The following is a 15,210-nucleotide window of genomic DNA, read 5'->3' as shown; positions in this document are numbered from 1 at the left end:
CCCGCCATCGCCGTCGGGTCGTAGCGCTCGCACGCACCGCACCAAGGAGGTACGGGGCCAGGCGCGTCAGCGCCTGGCCCCGGGGGCGACGGATCAGTTGCGACGGATCAGTTGCGGCGGCTCCACTGCTGGTTGGCTCCACCCCAGCAGCTGTACAGCTGGAGAAGCGCCCCGTTACCGCTGCCACCGGCGTCGAGGCACAGCCCTGACTGCACTCCGGTGATCGTGCCGTTGGAGTTGATGTTCCACTGCTGGTTCGCGCCGCCGTGGCAGTCGTAGATGGTCACCCGCGTACCGTTGCTGGTGCCCTGATTCGCGGCGTCCAGGCACTTGCCGTTCACCGTCAGCTGCCGGCTCGAGGTGTGGGTGAACCGCTGGTTCGCGCCACCCCAGCAGTCATACAACTGGATCTGGGTGCCGTTGCTGGTGCTCGAGTTCGGCACGTCCAGGCACCGGCCGGACTGCTGACCGACGATCATCTGGCCGCTGCCGCCACTGGGCGGCGGGGTGGTCGGGTTGCCCGGGTTGCCCGGGTTGCCGGGGTCGGAGTTACCGCCTTCCGACAGGGTGATGTCGGAGCTTCCCTGGCTCTGGTAACCCTCGGTGGCCATGATCTGGTAGTAGTGGTTGCCCAGGTTCAGGCCGACGCGGGCCCAGGCGTCGAAGTGGTTGGCGGTGGTGATGGTGCCACTGCTGCGCTTCTGCTGCCGGACGCTCCAGTACTGGTAGAACGTCTGGGTGCCGTCGATCGACGGGGCGTTGACCCGCTGGCTGCGGAGGATGTCGTACGTGCCGCCGTCGGTGGTGATGCTGCCGAGCCGGGTGGCGCCGCTGCTCGGGTTGTAGCTGCCGAAGTTCTCGACGATGTAGTACTCGACCAGCGGGTTGCGGGTCCAGCCGTACAGGGCGAGGTAGGTGTTGTTGTTGCCCGGGTTGTAGTTGCCCGAGTAGGTGATCGTGCGGCGGGTTCCGGGGTTCCAGCCCTTGCCGCCGACCCAGTTGTTGGTGCTCCTGTTCCACGAGCTGGAGTAGCGGCCGTTCTCACGCAACACCATGCAGGCGTCGCCGCTGTCCTTCCAGAACGAGAAGAAGAACCCGTTGTGGGTGCCTTCCGTGTTCGAGCAGACCTGCCGGTCGGCCTCGGCGTGGGCGGGGCTGGCCGAGATCGCGATGGTGCCGGTGGTGGCCAACACTGCGGCGAATGCGGCGGCAGCCAGCATCCTGATGCGGCCGCGTCGGCGGCTCTTACGGTGAGTGGGGACTTCGTTCATGGTGGCGTGCTTCTCCTTGCGAGAGGCGGCGTGGCGTAATCGACGGGGTGCGTGTGCTCCAGGGACGGTCACCGCGCGTCGATGCTGCGCCTTGGCGGTAAGAATTTCCGGACTGTCGGTTGTGTGGGTGCTCCACTGCTACTTGCCGTCGCCACTGACCTCCAGACTGAGCAAGTTAGCCAGCATCTATGTCTTCGATATCGTTATCCAAATATCGACGCCAGTCAAGAAATGTCGTCCGACCGGCACTTCCGGAACTACCAGGCGGATGCCGCCACCTGCTAGGTGCGGGCAGTCTGGAGGCAGGAGCACACGGCTCAGCCGGCCGACCGCTCCCAGTCGATTGTGGGCAGGCCGGCATCGGCGAGCGCCTTGGTGGCGGCGCTGAACGGCCGACTGCCGACGGCGCCGTGTTCGCACGGAACACGGCGCCGTCGGTCGTGGGCGCGCCGAGGTCAGACGACCTTGAAGCTGCTCAGCGGAGCCTGCACGTTGTGCAGGTCACCGCTCGGCACGTAGTAGCTGATCCCGGTGCAGTTGGCGCCCTCGTACACCCGCAGCGAGTAGTCGGTGAGGTTCAGCCAGCCCAGGAAGCCCATCGAGCTGTTCACGCAGTCGGTGCCGAAGGGTGCCGGGTACTCGACCGTGGCGCCGTTGAACCACTTGGACTCGTGCAGGCACAGGGTGCCGTCGACGTAGGTGCAGCTGCGGGATTCGGCCGCAGCCGCGGGGGCTCCGGTCACCGCGATCGCGGCGGCACTGATGGTGGCGAGCAGGACGGTCCGGACAGGCTTCGACGGGCGCATGCAGTCCTCCTTGATGCGGGTGGTGGCAGGTCGGTGACGAGTCACATTGATCGATCATCACCAACTAGTTGCATGGTCGACTGTCCGAGCACGGACTGTCAACACGTCAAGAACACTGCCGACATCGGGAGGAACGAACGTGCAGCCGGACTGCACGCCTAGCCGGCCGTACGCTCCCAGACGATGGTGGGCAGGCCGGCGTCGGCGAGCGCCTTGTTGGCGGCGCTGAACGGCCGGCTGCCGAGGAAGCCACGCGGGTTCATCGGGCTCGGATGCCCCGCCTCCAGCACCACGTGCTGCGGGTTGCTGACCAGCGCCGCCTTCTTACGCGCGTAACCGCCCCAGAGCAGGAAGACCACCCGGGACTCCAGCGCGTCGAGGGCATGGATGGTGGCGTCGGTGAACTCCTCCCAACCCCGGTTCGCGTGCGAGCCCGGGGCACCCTGCCGCACCGTCAACACCGAATTGAGCAGCAGCACGCCCTGCGCGGCCCAGCCGTCCAGGTTGCCGCTGCGCGGCTTGGGCACCCCCAGGTCCTCGCCCAACTCCTTGAAGACGTTGCGCAGCGACGGCGGCACGGACACCCCCTCACGCACGCTGAAGCTCAGCCCGTGCGCCTGACCCACCCGGTGGTAGGGGTCCTGGCCCAGGATCAGCACCCGGCAGTCCGCCGGGGCGCACAGCCGGTAGGCGGAGAACAGGTCCTCCACCGGCGGGAAGACCGTGCCGGTGGCGTACTCCTTGGCGACGAACTCGCCCAGCGCGGCCGTGCGGGCCGGGTCGAGGTGCGGGGTCAGCACCTCCCGCCAGGCCTCCGGCAGCAGTGCGGGCAGGTCCAGGGGGGTGAGATCGTCGGGCATCGGCGGCCTTTCCGCGCGGCTAGGTCGGTCCCCGGCACTGTAGGCGCACGGTACGACGGCGCTGCCGGTGGCCGGGCCGAGAGTCAGTCCAGGGCGGTCAGCCGCCGCGCCCAGTCGCCACCGACCGGCACCAGTTCCGCTACCCGGGTGTCGTCGTCGCGCCGGTCCAGCCGGACCCACAGGTGCGCGTCGGTCAACTGCTCGACCAGCCCCTCCCCCCACTCGACCACGGTCACCGACTCGTCGACGGAGGCGTCCAGGTCCAGGTCGTCGATCTCGGCCCGGGGATCGGTAGCGTCGCCGAGCCGGTACGCGTCGGCGTGCACCAGGGCCACCCCCCGCCCCGCCTCCGGATCGGGCCGGTGCACCCGGGCGATCACGAAGGTCGGCGAGGTGATGTCACCGAGCACCCCCAGGCCGGCCCCGATCCCCTGGGTCAGGGCGGTCTTGCCGGCACCCAACGGACCGGAGAGCAGCACCAGATCGCCGGTACGCAGCAACCCGGCCAGCCGCCGACCGAAGGCGTGGGTGTCGGCGGCCGTCGGCAGGACGAACCGGGTCACGCGGATCCCGGCCCGTAGTTGCCGAGGAACCCCAGCAGGGCCTCGTTCACCTCGTCGGCGTGCTCCAGCATCACCACATGCCCACTGTCGTGGATCTTGACGAACTCGGCGTGCGGCAGCCGCCGGACGATCTCCTCGGAATGATTCACGGGTGTGATCATGTCCTTGTCCCCGACGATCACCAGCACCGGAGTACCCTCCAGCGCCGCCAGCGCCGGAAACCGCGAGTGGGTGGCGATCGTCCGCAGGTAGCGGGTCACCGTGTCCGCTGAGGTACGCGAGTTCATCTGCTCCACGTACGACACCAGCGCCGGACTGGGGTTGTCCGTACCGAAGCCGTACTTGCGGGTCAGCAGCCAGGCCACATTCGTGGTCGACCGGCGGGCCCGGTCGATCACCGACCCGCCATACCGGGTGACATTGCCGGCCATGTACAGCACCGGGCTGCTCACCCGTCCCAGCAGGGCCGGGGCCACCAGCTTCGTCTCCGCCAGTAACCCGCCCGAGGTGGCCATCAGCACGGTGCCCACCACCCGGTCGCCGAACATCTCCGGATACAGCTCGGCCAGCGCCATGATGGTCATCCCGCCCATCGAGTGGCCGACCAGCACCAGCGGCCCCTCGGCCGCCACCTCGTCGATGACCCGGCGCAGGGTGTGGCCGAGGGCGTCCAGGTCGTACTCCCCGCTCTCCAGCCGACCCGAACGGCCGTGACCGGGCTGGTCGTACGCGACGATGCGGTGCTCGCCCCGCTCGGCGAGCAGCTTGCGTTGGAAATGGAAGGTGCCCATGTCCAGGCAGAAACCGTGCACCAGCACCACGGTCGGGTTGCCCTCGACCGGGCGGGTCGGCTCGACCACCTCGACATGGATGTCCGTACCGTCCGGCATCTCCAGCCGGTACGCCTCGTCGTACCGCTGCCGGCCGAAGACCTCGTCGGCGTACCGGTCGGCGGGGTCGGCCTTCAGTCGACGGACCAGGGCCCGCTCGGTGGCGACCCCGACCGCGGTCGCCGCGGCGGCCACCCCGAGGGCCGCACCCACCAGACCTGCGGCCCGGCCCGCCGCCGTGCGTGGCCTGGGGATGTGGAAACGGTTGCTCATGTGGTCACCCCGTCGTAGACCCGGGGAACCCGGGTGCTGCCGAAGCGGGTGACGATCTCGTAGTTGATGGTGCCGACCGCCTCGGCCCAGTCGTCCGCGGTGGGTTCCCCCTCGGCACCGCTGCCGAAGAGGGTGGCCACGTCACCGGCGGCCACCGGGTCGTCGCCGCAGTCCAGGACGAACTGGTCCATGCAGACCCGCCCGGAGATGGTCCGGCGGCGTCCACCGAGCTGCACCGGGCCGGTGTTGGAGGCGTGCCGGGGCACCCCGTCGGCGTACCCCAGGGGCACCACCGCCAGGTTCGCGTCGCTGCCGGTGGTGTACGTGTGGCCGTAGGAGACCCCGGTGCCGGCCGGGACCCGCTTGGTCAGCATCACCCGGGCCCGGGCGGTCATCGCCGGACGCAGCCCGTGGCTCTCCCCGGCCACCGGGGAGAGCCCGTACACCGCCAGCCCCGGGCGGACCAGGTCGAAGTGGGTGTCCGGCCGGGTCAGGGTGGCCGCCGAGTTGGCCAGGTGGCGGTAGCGGGGACGCAGTCCGGCCCGCTCGACCATGGCCAGCCCCTCGTGGAAGACCGCCAACTGCCGGTCCGTGGTCGGATGACCGGGTGAGTCCGCGTACACGAAGTGGCTCCACACCCCGACCACCTCGACCAGACCGTCGGCCTGGGCCTTGGCGGCGGCGTCCAGCAGGGCCGGCCAGTCGTCGAGGATCGCCCCACCCCGGGACAACCCGGTGTCGATCTTCAGGTGCACCCGGGCGGGCCGTTGCGCCTGTCGACTCGCCTCAGTCATCTCCTCCAGTTGCGGCAGACTCGCCACCCCCAGATCCACCTCGGCCGCTATGCCGGTGTGCAGGGGTAAACCCGGCACCAGCAGCCAGGCCAGGACCGGGGCCTCGATGCCGGCCGCGCGCAGGGCCAGCGCCTCGTCCAGGGTGCAGACCCCGAGCCAGGAGGCCCCCGCTTCGAGGGCGGCGTGCGCAACCGGAAGCATCCCGTGGCCGTAGCCGTCGGCCTTCACCACCGCCATCAGTTCGGCGCTGGTGCCGGCACGCAGCCGACTCACGTTCTCCCGGATCGCGTCCAGATCCACGCGCACCTCGGCCTGCCACATGCCCCCACCCTACTTTCCACCCTGATCAGCGCGCTGCGCACCGGACAGGTCCGGCGGGTGCGGGCGGGTCGGCCCCGGGCAGGTCAGGGCAGCCGGGCGAGCACGGCCCGGAGCGCGGTGGCCACCTCAGGGGCGGTTACCGGGCCGCCGCGGGCCGCCTCCCGACCGGCCAGGCCGTGCACGTACGCCGCCGCGGCGGCGGCCCGCTCCGCCGGCAGCCCGGCCGCCAGCAGGGAACCGAGCAGCCCGGCCAGCACATCCCCGGTCCCGCCGGTGGCCAGCGCGGGGGTGCCGCTCGGATTGACGTACGCCCGGCCGTCCGGGGTGCCGATCACCGTGCGGTTCCCCTTGAGCAGCACCACGGCGTTCATCCAGGCGGCCAGCCGGAGGGTGGCGGCCACCCGGTCCCCGCCGGGCTGCTCACCGCAGAGCCGGGTGAACTCCCGGTCGTGCGGGGTGACCACGATCGGGGCGTCCCGCCGCCGCAACGCCTCGGCCAGGGAGCCGTCGACCAGCAGGGTCAACGCGTCCGCGTCCAGCACCACCGGCACCGGGGCGGCCAGCACGGTCCGCAGTTCGGTGACCGCCCGCTCGTCCGTGCCCAACCCCGACCCGCACACCCAGGCCTGCACCCGGCCGGCGTCGGCCACCCGACCGGTGGCGATCACGGAGGGGTGCTGGCGGACCACCTCCTCGCGGGCCCCACCGGCGTAGCGGACCAGGCCGGTGGGCCCGGCCAGGGCGCCACCGACCGAGAGGGTGGCGGCACCCGGATAGGTGGCCGACCCGGTGGCCACCCCCACCACCCCCCGGGTGTACTTCTCCGAGGCGGCGTCCAGCCGGGGCCACCACTGCGCCACATCCGACCACTCCACCACCTCAAGGGCGGGGCTGCCGCGCAGCCAGGGTTCGAGCCCGATGTCGACCAGCTCCACCTGCCCGGCCAGGGCGGCGGCCGGGCCGACCGCCAGGGCCGGCTTCAGCGCGCCGAAGGCGACCGTGACGTCGGCGCAGACCGCGTCGGGTCGGCCGGAGGAGGTGAGGGGCACGTCTCCGGTGTCCACCACCACCCCGCTGGGCACGTCCACCGCCAGCACGGTCGGCCGGGCCCCGTCCCGCCCCCGGTGTCCCGGCAGACTCGCCACCACCCGGGCGGCCGGCTCCCGCAACCCGCCCTGCCCGCCGATGCCGACGATGCCGTCCAGCACCAGGTCGAGCACGGGCGGCGGGTCCGGCACGACCCGTCCACCGGCGGCCCGCAACGCGGCCAGCCCTTCGGCGTGGACCCGATCCGGGGTCAGCAGCAGCGCCGACACGGCCGCTCCCCGCCGGGCCAGACGGGCACCGGCGTACAGCGTGTCGCCACCGTTGTCCCCGGAGCCGACCAGCAGCAGCACGGGGGCGGCGTACACCCCGCCCCGCTCGGCGAGCAGCAGCGCGCACCGGCGCGCCAGTCCGGCGGCGGCACGCTGCATGAGGGTGCCCGGTGGGAGTTCGGCCATCAGTGCCGCCTCGGCCGCCCGTACCTCCGCCACCCGCCAGACCGATCTCACCCGGCTCACCCTACCGGTGCGGGGGCCGCAGGGTAGCCCTCCGCCGATCGCCCGGCAATGCCTGTGGACAACCCGGCGGCACCTGAGGCACCGGTTGTCCACAGGGCACCCCCGCTTCCGCCTGGGCCGCCTAGCGTCCGGTGAGTCGGCGGTACGGGGCCACGGGAGGGGCGATGCACCAGCAGGGATCGACCGGACAGCCGGGTGTGCTGCATCAGCAGGAGGTGACCGTGCAGCCGGAGCAGCTGCACCGGATCGGACGGTCGCTGGGCGATCACGGCCATCGGGTGGCGAGCGGGTTGGCCGGGCTGCCGGGGTTGGCGGCACCGGCCCCCGGCTGGGCTGCCGGGGCCGCGCTGGGCGCCCTGGAGGCAGCCGTGCAGTCCTGGACGGCCCGGCTGGGCGGCCGGATCACCCAGACCGGTGAGGCCGTACGCTCCGCCGCCCGGTCGTACGAGTCGGCGGATGCCCGGGCCGCCACCCGACTGTCCGGCCTGCCCCGGTGACCGGCCCCGAGACGGCGGGCCAGGTCGGCTACGCCCAACTCTCGACGGCCGATCCGGCGGGCTGGCAGGCCACCGGGACTGCCTGGGCGGGGCTGTGCGGGCTGGCCCGACGACGGGCCGGTGAGCTGGCCGACGACGCGGCGGCCCTGCGCCCCCAATGGTCCGGGCTGGCCGCTACCGCAGCCCAGGGCCAGTTGTCCGATCTGCGGGCCCGACTGCTCACCCTGGCCCCGGTGGCGATCGAGATCGACCAGGTGCTGGCGGAGTTCGCCGCCCGGCTGGCGGCGGCCCGGGCACGGTTGACGGCGGCGGTGACCCTGGCCGCCGCCGTCGGGGTGCTGATCGACCGCTGGGGTAGGGCCAGCCCCGATCCGGGTAGGGTGCCGCCGCACCGGGCCGTGCAGACGGTGACCCCGGTGGCGACGGCCCTCCGGGAGGCCCTGGCCCTGGCCGCCACGGCGGATCGGGAGGCCGCCGCCCGGCTGGACCAACTGACCGCCGAGGCCGAGTCCGGCTGGATGACCCGACCCCCACCGGACCGGCCCGCCCCACACGCCGATCCGGCCCAGGTCAACCGCTGGTGGGCGGGGCTGACCCCGACCCAGCGCCGGTGGCTGATCGGCCACGAGCCGGAGCTGGTCGGTCGGCTGGACGGGGTTCCGGCCGCCGCCCGCGACCAAGCCAACCGGCTGCTGCTGGAGGCCCGGCGAGAGGAGCTGGTGCGACGCTGGGAGCGGTTGCTCAACCGGGTGCCACGGGGGCCCGCCGAGGCGCTCGGGCTACGCACGGTCGACGCCGCGCTGCGCGGGCTGGACGCCCTGACCGCTCGGCTGGCCGACCCGCAGCCCCCGCGGGCGTACCTGCTGGGGCTGGATGTCGGGGGTGAGGGGCGGACGGTGGTCGCCCTGGGCAACCCGGATCGGGCCGCCGCCATCCTGACCCATGTGCCGGGCACGACCGCCGGGCTGGACGACGCCACCGGCGAGCTGGGCCGGGCCACCCGGGTGCTGTCACGCGGCGCCGACCTGGCACCCGGACAGGAGACCTCGGCGGTGCTCTGGCTGGACTACGACGCCCCGGACTTCCTGCACGAGGCGGCCTGGGACCGCCAGGCCCACGAAGCCGGTGCGGCGCTGCACCGCTTCCAGGAGGGGCTGCGGGCCACCCATGACGGGCCGCCCGCTCGGCAGACCGTGCTCGGGCACAGCTACGGATCCCTGGTGGTGGGCACCGCCGCCCGGGATCACGGGCTGGCGGCGGACGCCCTGATCTTCGTCGGCTCCCCCGGGGTCGGGGTGGGGCACGCCGACGAGCTGGGGGTGCCCGCCGGGCAGGTGTGGGCCAGCGCCGCACCGGACGACGTGATCCGGCTGACCCGACCCCCCGGTGAGCTGGCCCGACAGGCCCTGGTCAGTCTCTCCCCGGTGGCCGCGATCGCCGGGATGCTGACCGGCGACGACGACCAGCGCTGGTTCGGGCGGGATCCCGCCCACCCCTCCTTCGGGGGCAGCCGCTTCCCCAGCGGCCGGTACGGCCACAGCGGCTACTGGCATCCGGACAATCCGGCCCTGGACGGCATGGCCCGGATCGTGGTCGGCGGCTGACCGGGCAGGTGCGGCCGGGCGGTCCCTGGGACCGCCCGGCCCGGCGACTACTCGACCGTGACGGACTTGGCCAGGTTGCGCGGCTGATCCACGTCGTGTCCCCGGGCGGCCGCGATCTCCGCGGCGAAGATCTGCAGGGGCACGGTCGTCAGCAGCGGCGCCAGCAGGGTCGGGGTACGCGGCACGTAGATCAGGTGGTCGGCGTACCGGACCACGGACTGGTCCCCCTCCTCGGCGATCACGATGGTGCGGGCGCCTCGGGCGCGTACCTCCTGGATGTTGGAGACGATCTTGTCGTGCAGCAGGCTGCGGCCCACCGGGGAGGGCACCACACAGATCACCGGGGTGCCCTGGTCGATCAGGGCGATCGGGCCGTGCTTCAGCTCGCCCGCGGCGAACCCCTCGGCGTGCATGTACGCCAACTCCTTGAGCTTGAGGGCTCCCTCCAGGGCCACCGGGTAGCCGACATGACGGCCGATGAACAGCACGGTCGGCTCGTCGGCCAGCTCGCGGGCCAGCTCCCGCACCGGCTCGATGCGCCCGAGCAGTTGCCGCAGCTTGTCCGGCACCTGGTGCAGTTGCTCCACCACGGCCGCCACCTCGTCGGCGAACTTGATGCCGCGCACCTGGGCCAGGTGCAGGCCGATCAGGTAGCAGGCGACCAACTGGGTCAGGAAGGCCTTGGTGGAGGCGACCGCGATCTCCGGCCCGCCGTGGGTGTAGAGCACCGCGTCGGACTCACGGGGGATGGTGGAGCCGTTGGTGTTGCAGATGGCCAGCACCCGGGCCTTCTGGTCCTTGGCGTGCCGCAACGCCATCAGGGTGTCCATGGTCTCGCCGGACTGCGAGATCACCACGATCAGGGTGGACCGGTCCAGCACCGGGTCGCGGTAGCGGAACTCGCTGGCCAGTTCCACCTCGCAGGGGATCCGGGTCCAGTGCTCGATGGCGTACTTGGCCACCAGCCCGGAGTGGTACGCCGTGCCGCAGGCCACGATGAAGATCTTGTCGACGTCGCGCAGATCCTGGTCGCTGAGCCGGACCTCGTCGAGCACGATCTCGCCGCTGTCGGTCAGTCGGCCCAGCAGGGTGTCCGCGACGGCCTGGGGCTGCTCCTCGATCTCCTTGAGCATGAACCAGTCGTAGCCGCCCTTCTCGGCGGCCGAGGAGTCCCAGTCGATGTGGAAGTCCTTGCCGGCGGCGGGCTGACCGGCGAAATCGGTGATCTCGATGGTGTCGGCGGTGATCAGGACGATCTGGTCCTGACCCAGCTCGACCGCCTCCCGGGTGTGCTCGATGAAGGCGGCGACATCGCTGGCCAGGTAGTTCTCCCCGTCGCCCCGGCCGACCACCAGGGGGGAGTTGCGCCGGGCACCGACCACCGCACCGGGTATCCCGGCGTCCACGGCCAGCAGGGTGAAGGCCCCCTCCAGCCGCTGGCAGATCACCTGCATGGCGGCGGAGAGCAGGTGCGGCCCCTCCGGCTGACCGGCCGCGCGCAGCTCGGCCATCGCCTTGGCCATCAGGTGCGCGGCGCACTCCGTGTCGGTGTCGCTGACGAAGGTGACGCCCTCGTCCTCCAGTTCGGCACGGAGCTTGGCGAAGTTCTCGATGATGCCGTTGTGGATCACCGCTACCCGTCCGTCCGGGGACAGGTGGGGGTGGGCGTTGCGGTCGGTGGGTCCGCCGTGGGTGGCCCAGCGGGTGTGGCCGATGCCGGTGGTGCCGTCGCCGATGCCGATCGGGCTGGCACCGCAGGCCTGCGGGTCCTCGGCGGCGCGCTCGGAGAGCACCTTCTCCAGGTTGGCCAGCTTGCCGGCCTTCTTCTCGGTCAGCAGTTCCCCGTCGCAGGCGATCGCCACCCCGGCCGAGTCGTAGCCGCGGTACTCCAACCGCCGCAGACCGTCGAGCACGATGCCGAGCGCCGGTCGGCCACCGGCGTAACCCACGATTCCACACATGGATGGCAGCCTAACCCAGTTTTGCTCAACTCGCCTGCTCGAAAGTCGGGTAAACAATCACCGAACTTGAGCGATTGGCGCAGTATCGGTGATCGGGGTCACAAATCTCCCCGACGGGGTCGGGCGCCCCACCGCCTTGCCCCCGTACCCTGACGAGCGTGACGAGCACCGATGTCGACCCCCTGGTGAACCGGATGCGCCCCTTCGGGACGACGATCTTCGCCGAGATGTCCGCCCTGGCCGTCCGCACCGGTGCGGTGAACCTCGGGCAGGGCTTCCCGGACACCGACGGCCCACCCGAGATGCTCACCGCCGCCGCCGAGGCGCTGTGCTCCGGACACAACCAGTACCCCCCGGGCCCGGGCATCCCCGAGCTACGCGCGGCCGTGGCGGCCCACCAACGCCGCTTCTGGGGCCTGGAGTACGACCCGGACGGCGAGGTGGTCATCACCGCCGGTGCCACCGAGGCGGTGGCCGCAGCGATCCTCGCCCTCTGCGAACCCGGGGACGAGGTGGTCTGCTTCGAGCCGTACTACGACTCCTACGCCGCCTCGATCGCCCTGGCCGGTGCGGTGCGCCGCCCGGTGACCCTGCGCCCCGGCCCCGACGGTCGGTACGTCTTCGACCCCTCCGCGCTGCGGGCCGCCTTCGGCCCGCGTACCCGGCTGGTGCTGCTGAACTCACCGCACAACCCGACCGGCAAGGTCTTCACCCCGGCCGAGGTGGCCATGATCGCGGACCTCTGCCAGGAGCACGGCGCGTACGCGGTCACCGACGAGGTGTACGAACACCTGGTCTTCACCGACGCGGCGACCGCACACGTGCCACTGGCCGGCCTGCCCGGGATGCGTGAGCGCACCCTGCGCATCTCCTCGGCCGGCAAGACCTTCTCCTGCACCGGCTGGAAGGTGGGCTGGGTCAGCGGGCCGCCCGCGCTGGTCGCCGCGGTGCTGCGGGTCAAGCAGTTCCTCACCTTCGTCAACGCCGCTCCCCTGCAACCGGCCGTGGCGGTGGCCCTCGGGCTACCCGACGCCTACTTCACCCAGTTCCGGGCCGACCTTCAGGCCCGTCGGGACCAACTGATCGGTGGGCTGACCGAGGCCGGGTTCGAGGTGCTCACCCCGGAGGGCACCTACTTCGTCACCGCCGACATCACCGACCTCGGCGGCTCCGACGGGGTGGAGTTCTGCCGGTCCCTGCCCGAGCGTTGCGGGGTGGTGGCCGTACCCACCCAGGTCTTCTACGACGACCCGGAGGCCGGCCGACGGCTGATCCGGTTCGCCTTCTGCAAACGCACCGAGGTGCTGGCGGAGGCGGTGACCCGGCTGCACCGCCTGGCGCCCAGCTCCTGAGGAACCCGCACGACGGTCACGCAGGTGGGCTGGAACCCCTCGATCCCGGCCCACCTCGATCAGCTCCGTCTGTGGTGAGCCGGGTTCAGGAGGCGGGGCTGGCGGTGCGGACCAGGGCGGCGATGCGTTCGGCGACCTGCTGGGCGACCTCCTCGGTGGCCGCCTCGACCATCACCCGCACCAACGGCTCGGTGCCCGAGGGGCGCAGCAGCACCCGGCCGGTCTCGCCCAGCTCGGCCTCGGCCCGCTCGACCTCCGCGCGGACCGCCGGTGCGGCGGCGCCCACGGTACGGTCCCCGACCGGCACGTTGATCAACACCTGCGGCAGCTTGGTCACCACCCCCGCCAGGTCGGCCAGGGTACGGCCGGTGGCCGCCATCCGGGCCATCAGGTGCAGCCCGGTCAACACCCCGTCGCCGGTGGTGGCGTACGCCGGCATCACGATGTGCCCACTCTGCTCACCACCGAGGGCCAGCCCGGAGGCGCGCAGCTCCTCCAGCACGTACCGGTCGCCGACCTTGGTCTCGATCAGCCGGATGCCCTGGGCGGACATGGCCAGGCGCAGACCCAGGTTGCTCATCACGGTGGCGACCAGGGTGTCCGCGGTCAGGGTGCCGGCGTCCCGCATGGCCAGGGCCAGGATCGCCATCACCTGGTCGCCGTCGACCTCCTCGCCGTCGGCGGTCACCGCGACGCACCGGTCGGCGTCACCGTCGTGCGCGATGCCCAGGTGGGCGCCGTGCTCGACCACGGCCTGACGCAGGGCCTCGATGTGGTTCGACCCGCACTCGTCGTTGATGTTCAGCCCGTCCGGCTCGGCGTGGATCGCGATGACCTCGGCACCGGCCTCCCGGTACGCCACCGGAGCCACCTCGGCAGCCGCGCCGTTGGCGCAGTCCACCACGACCTTGATCCCGTCGAGGCGGTGCGGCACCGTGCCGACGAGGTGCTGCACGTAGTGGTCAGCACCGTCGAGCAGGTCGTGCACCCGGCCGACTCCCGCGCCGACCGGGCGCTGCCAGGCGACACTGCCGTTGGCCTCGATGGCTGCCTCGATCCGCATCTCGATCTCGTCGGGCAGTTTGTGCCCACCGGCCGCGAAAAGCTTGATCCCGTTGTCCGGCATCGGGTTGTGGGAGGCCGACAGCATCACCCCCAGGTCCGCCTTGGCCTCCGCGGTGAGGAAGGCCACCGCCGGGGTGGGCAGCACACCTACCCGGATCACGGTCGCGCCCGCGCTGGTCAGCCCGGCCACCACTGCCGCCTCCAGCATCTCGCCGCTGGCCCGGGTGTCCCGCCCGACCACCGCCAGGGGGGCATGACTGCGGTCGGATTCGGCAAGGGTGTGGGCGGCGGCGATCGCCACCGAGAGCGCCAACTCCGGGGTGAGATCGGCGTTCGCCCGCCCGCGTACCCCGTCCGTGCCGAACAACCGGCCCATACCCGCCAACCTCCGATGAAACAACCGTTGTGGGGAGAAAATGCCCTGTGATGAAGAGGCGGAAACGGCCGGTCCACCTCCCAGTCGAGGGGAGGCGGACCGGCCGTCCGTCAGAAGTACAAGGTGCGGCTGAAGATCAGCGCTTCGAGTACTGAGGAGCCTTACGGGCCTTCTTGAGACCGTACTTCTTGCTCTCCTTGACCCGGGCGTCCCGGGTCAGGAAGCCGGCCTTCTTCAGGGCCGGGCGGTCGTCCGGCTCGCTGACGATCAGCGCCCGGGCGATGGCCAGCCGCAGCGCACCGGCCTGGCCGGTGGTGCCGCCGCCACGCAGGTTGGCGATGACGTCGAAGGTCTCGGCCTTCTCGGCGGTGACCAGCGGGTCCTTGATCAGCTGCTGGTGCACCTTGCTCGGGAAGTAGGCCTCAAGGTCCCGGCCGTTGCAGGTGATCTTGCCGCTGCCCGGCACGATCCGGACCCGGACGATGGCTTCCTTGCGGCGGCCCACGGTCTGGATCGGGCGGTCACCACGAGGCGCGCGGGCGACGGGCGCCGGCGCCTCGGTGGCCTCAGGGGCGACCTCGGTGGCGGTGATGTCGGTCATGCTGCTTCCTTCGCCCGCGCTCACTGCGCGATCTGCTTGATCTCGAACGGCACCGGCTGCTGCGCGCCGTGCGGGTGCTCTGCACCGGCGTAGACCTTCAGCTTCTTGATCAGCTGACGGCCGAGCTTGTTGTGCGGGAGCATCCCCTTCACAGCCAGCTCGATGGCCCGCTCGGGGCGCTTGGACAGCAGCTCCTCGTAGCCGACCTGCTTGAGGCCACCCGGGTAACCGGAGTGCCGGTAAGCGATCTTCTGCTGGCGCTTGTTGCCGGTCAGCGCGACCTTGCCCGCGTTCACGACGACGACGAAGTCGCCCGTGTCAACGTGCGGCGCGAAAGTCGGCTTGTGCTTGCCCCGCAGCAGCGTGGCGGCGTGGGTGGCCAGGCGGCCCAGCACGACATCAGAGGCGTCGATGACGTGCCACTGACGCTCGATCTCACCCGGCTTCGGGCTGTACGTACGCACAGGTCTACCT

At 71.7% G+C, this 15,210-nt stretch carries 14 protein-coding genes and 1 pseudogene; 3 read left to right on the top strand and 12 right to left on the bottom strand.

The genetic code is table 11. From position 1 onward, the window contains the following. Positions 1-107: 107 nt before the first annotated feature. The 8 genes and pseudogenes from OIE53_RS26060 to OIE53_RS26025 form a co-directional block, all read right to left on the bottom strand. Positions 108-1,271: a glycoside hydrolase family 11 protein gene (locus tag OIE53_RS26060; protein WP_327024083.1), complete on the bottom strand. Its 1,164-nt coding sequence runs from the start codon at positions 1,269-1,271 to the stop codon at positions 108-110. A gap of 317 nt (positions 1,272-1,588) precedes the next feature. Next, a pseudogene (locus OIE53_RS26055) lies at positions 1,589-1,681 on the bottom strand (uracil-DNA glycosylase); the annotation flags it as partial. A gap of 45 nt (positions 1,682-1,726) precedes the next feature. Beyond that, on the bottom strand, positions 1,727-2,077 hold the full coding sequence (locus tag OIE53_RS26050; RefSeq protein WP_327024082.1) for a hypothetical protein: 351 nt from the start codon (positions 2,075-2,077) through the stop codon (positions 1,727-1,729). Between the two features lie 158 nt (positions 2,078-2,235). After that, the gene (gene ung, locus OIE53_RS26045) at positions 2,236-2,937 is read right to left on the bottom strand and encodes a uracil-DNA glycosylase (RefSeq protein WP_327024081.1); all 702 of its coding nucleotides are present in this window, start codon (positions 2,935-2,937) and stop codon (positions 2,236-2,238) included. Between the two features lie 83 nt (positions 2,938-3,020). Beyond that, positions 3,021-3,506 carry a tRNA (adenosine(37)-N6)-threonylcarbamoyltransferase complex ATPase subunit type 1 TsaE gene (gene tsaE, locus OIE53_RS26040; RefSeq protein ID WP_327027421.1) on the bottom strand — a complete coding sequence of 162 codons (486 nt, stop codon included), beginning with the start codon at positions 3,504-3,506 and terminating at the stop codon, positions 3,021-3,023. After that, a complete protein-coding gene (locus OIE53_RS26035) occupies positions 3,497-4,603 on the bottom strand; it encodes an alpha/beta fold hydrolase (RefSeq protein WP_327024080.1) in 1,107 nt (368 codons plus the stop codon). Before OIE53_RS26035 ends, tsaE begins: the two co-directional genes overlap by 10 nt. Continuing rightward, positions 4,600-5,718 carry an alanine racemase gene (gene alr, locus OIE53_RS26030; protein ID WP_327024079.1) on the bottom strand — a complete coding sequence of 373 codons (1,119 nt, stop codon included), beginning with the start codon at positions 5,716-5,718 and terminating at the stop codon, positions 4,600-4,602. Before alr ends, OIE53_RS26035 begins: the two co-directional genes overlap by 4 nt. Positions 5,719-5,801: 83 nt before the next feature. After that, complete coding sequence (locus OIE53_RS26025) at positions 5,802-7,271, bottom strand: NAD(P)H-hydrate dehydratase (protein ID WP_327024078.1); 1,470 nt, start codon at positions 7,269-7,271, stop codon at positions 5,802-5,804. A gap of 173 nt (positions 7,272-7,444) precedes the next feature. On the opposite strand from OIE53_RS26025, the gene OIE53_RS26020 reads away from it, so the two are divergent. Together OIE53_RS26020 and OIE53_RS26015 are read left to right on the top strand one after the other, a co-directional pair. Next, entirely contained in the window at positions 7,445-7,777 is a 333-nt protein-coding gene (locus tag OIE53_RS26020; RefSeq protein WP_327024077.1) for a hypothetical protein, read from the top strand. Further along, positions 7,774-9,381, top strand: coding sequence for an alpha/beta hydrolase (locus OIE53_RS26015; RefSeq protein WP_327024076.1), 1,608 nt, complete (start codon positions 7,774-7,776; stop codon positions 9,379-9,381). The genes OIE53_RS26020 and OIE53_RS26015 overlap by 4 nt, the downstream gene beginning before the upstream one ends. 47 nt (positions 9,382-9,428) lie before the next feature. Here OIE53_RS26015 and glmS read toward each other — a convergent pair whose 3' ends face one another. Then, positions 9,429-11,342 (bottom strand): glutamine--fructose-6-phosphate transaminase (isomerizing), encoded by a 1,914-nt coding sequence (glmS, locus tag OIE53_RS26010; protein WP_327024075.1) that lies wholly within the window; start codon positions 11,340-11,342, stop codon positions 9,429-9,431. 158 nt (positions 11,343-11,500) lie between these two features. On the opposite strand from glmS, the gene OIE53_RS26005 reads away from it, so the two are divergent. Continuing rightward, positions 11,501-12,694, top strand: a complete 1,194-nt coding sequence (locus tag OIE53_RS26005) for a pyridoxal phosphate-dependent aminotransferase (RefSeq protein ID WP_327024073.1) — start codon at positions 11,501-11,503, stop codon at positions 12,692-12,694. 85 nt (positions 12,695-12,779) lie between these two features. Here OIE53_RS26005 and glmM read toward each other — a convergent pair whose 3' ends face one another. The 3 genes from glmM to rplM form a co-directional block, all read right to left on the bottom strand. Next, on the bottom strand, positions 12,780-14,135 hold the full coding sequence (gene glmM / locus OIE53_RS26000) for a phosphoglucosamine mutase (RefSeq protein WP_327024072.1): 1,356 nt from the start codon (positions 14,133-14,135) through the stop codon (positions 12,780-12,782). A 136-nt stretch (positions 14,136-14,271) separates the two neighbouring features. Then, entirely contained in the window at positions 14,272-14,736 is a 465-nt protein-coding gene (rpsI, locus tag OIE53_RS25995; RefSeq protein ID WP_131303517.1) for a 30S ribosomal protein S9, read from the bottom strand. A 20-nt stretch (positions 14,737-14,756) separates the two neighbouring features. Then, positions 14,757-15,200 (bottom strand): 50S ribosomal protein L13, encoded by a 444-nt coding sequence (gene rplM / locus OIE53_RS25990; protein ID WP_013735896.1) that lies wholly within the window; start codon positions 15,198-15,200, stop codon positions 14,757-14,759. Between the last annotated feature and the right edge of the window lie 10 nt (positions 15,201-15,210).

The sequence above is a fragment of the Micromonospora sp. NBC_01739 genome, assembly GCF_035920385.1.
Classification (GTDB): Bacteria; Actinomycetota; Actinomycetes; order Mycobacteriales; family Micromonosporaceae; genus Micromonospora.
Note: the sequence above shows the minus strand (reverse complement) of the source record. Positions and strands in the feature narration are given on the sequence as shown.

Excerpts from the sequence above, each read along its gene's own strand:
- OIE53_RS26035 (WP_327024080.1), bottom strand. The coding sequence starts at position 4,603 with ATGAGCAACCGTTTCCACATCCCCAGGCCACGCACGGCGGCGGGCCGG.
- OIE53_RS26050 (WP_327024082.1), bottom strand. The coding sequence starts at position 2,077 with ATGCGCCCGTCGAAGCCTGTCCGGACCGTCCTGCTCGCCACCATCAGT.
- ung (WP_327024081.1), bottom strand. The coding sequence starts at position 2,937 with ATGCCCGACGATCTCACCCCCCTGGACCTGCCCGCACTGCTGCCGGAG.
- alr (WP_327024079.1), bottom strand. The coding sequence starts at position 5,718 with ATGTGGCAGGCCGAGGTGCGCGTGGATCTGGACGCGATCCGGGAGAAC.
- glmS (WP_327024075.1), bottom strand. The coding sequence starts at position 11,342 with ATGTGTGGAATCGTGGGTTACGCCGGTGGCCGACCGGCGCTCGGCATC.
- glmM (WP_327024072.1), bottom strand. The coding sequence starts at position 14,135 with ATGGGCCGGTTGTTCGGCACGGACGGGGTACGCGGGCGGGCGAACGCC.
- OIE53_RS26060 (WP_327024083.1), bottom strand. The coding sequence starts at position 1,271 with ATGAACGAAGTCCCCACTCACCGTAAGAGCCGCCGACGCGGCCGCATC.
- OIE53_RS26020 (WP_327024077.1), top strand. The coding sequence starts at position 7,445 with ATGCACCAGCAGGGATCGACCGGACAGCCGGGTGTGCTGCATCAGCAG.
- rpsI (WP_131303517.1), bottom strand. The coding sequence starts at position 14,736 with ATGACCGACATCACCGCCACCGAGGTCGCCCCTGAGGCCACCGAGGCG.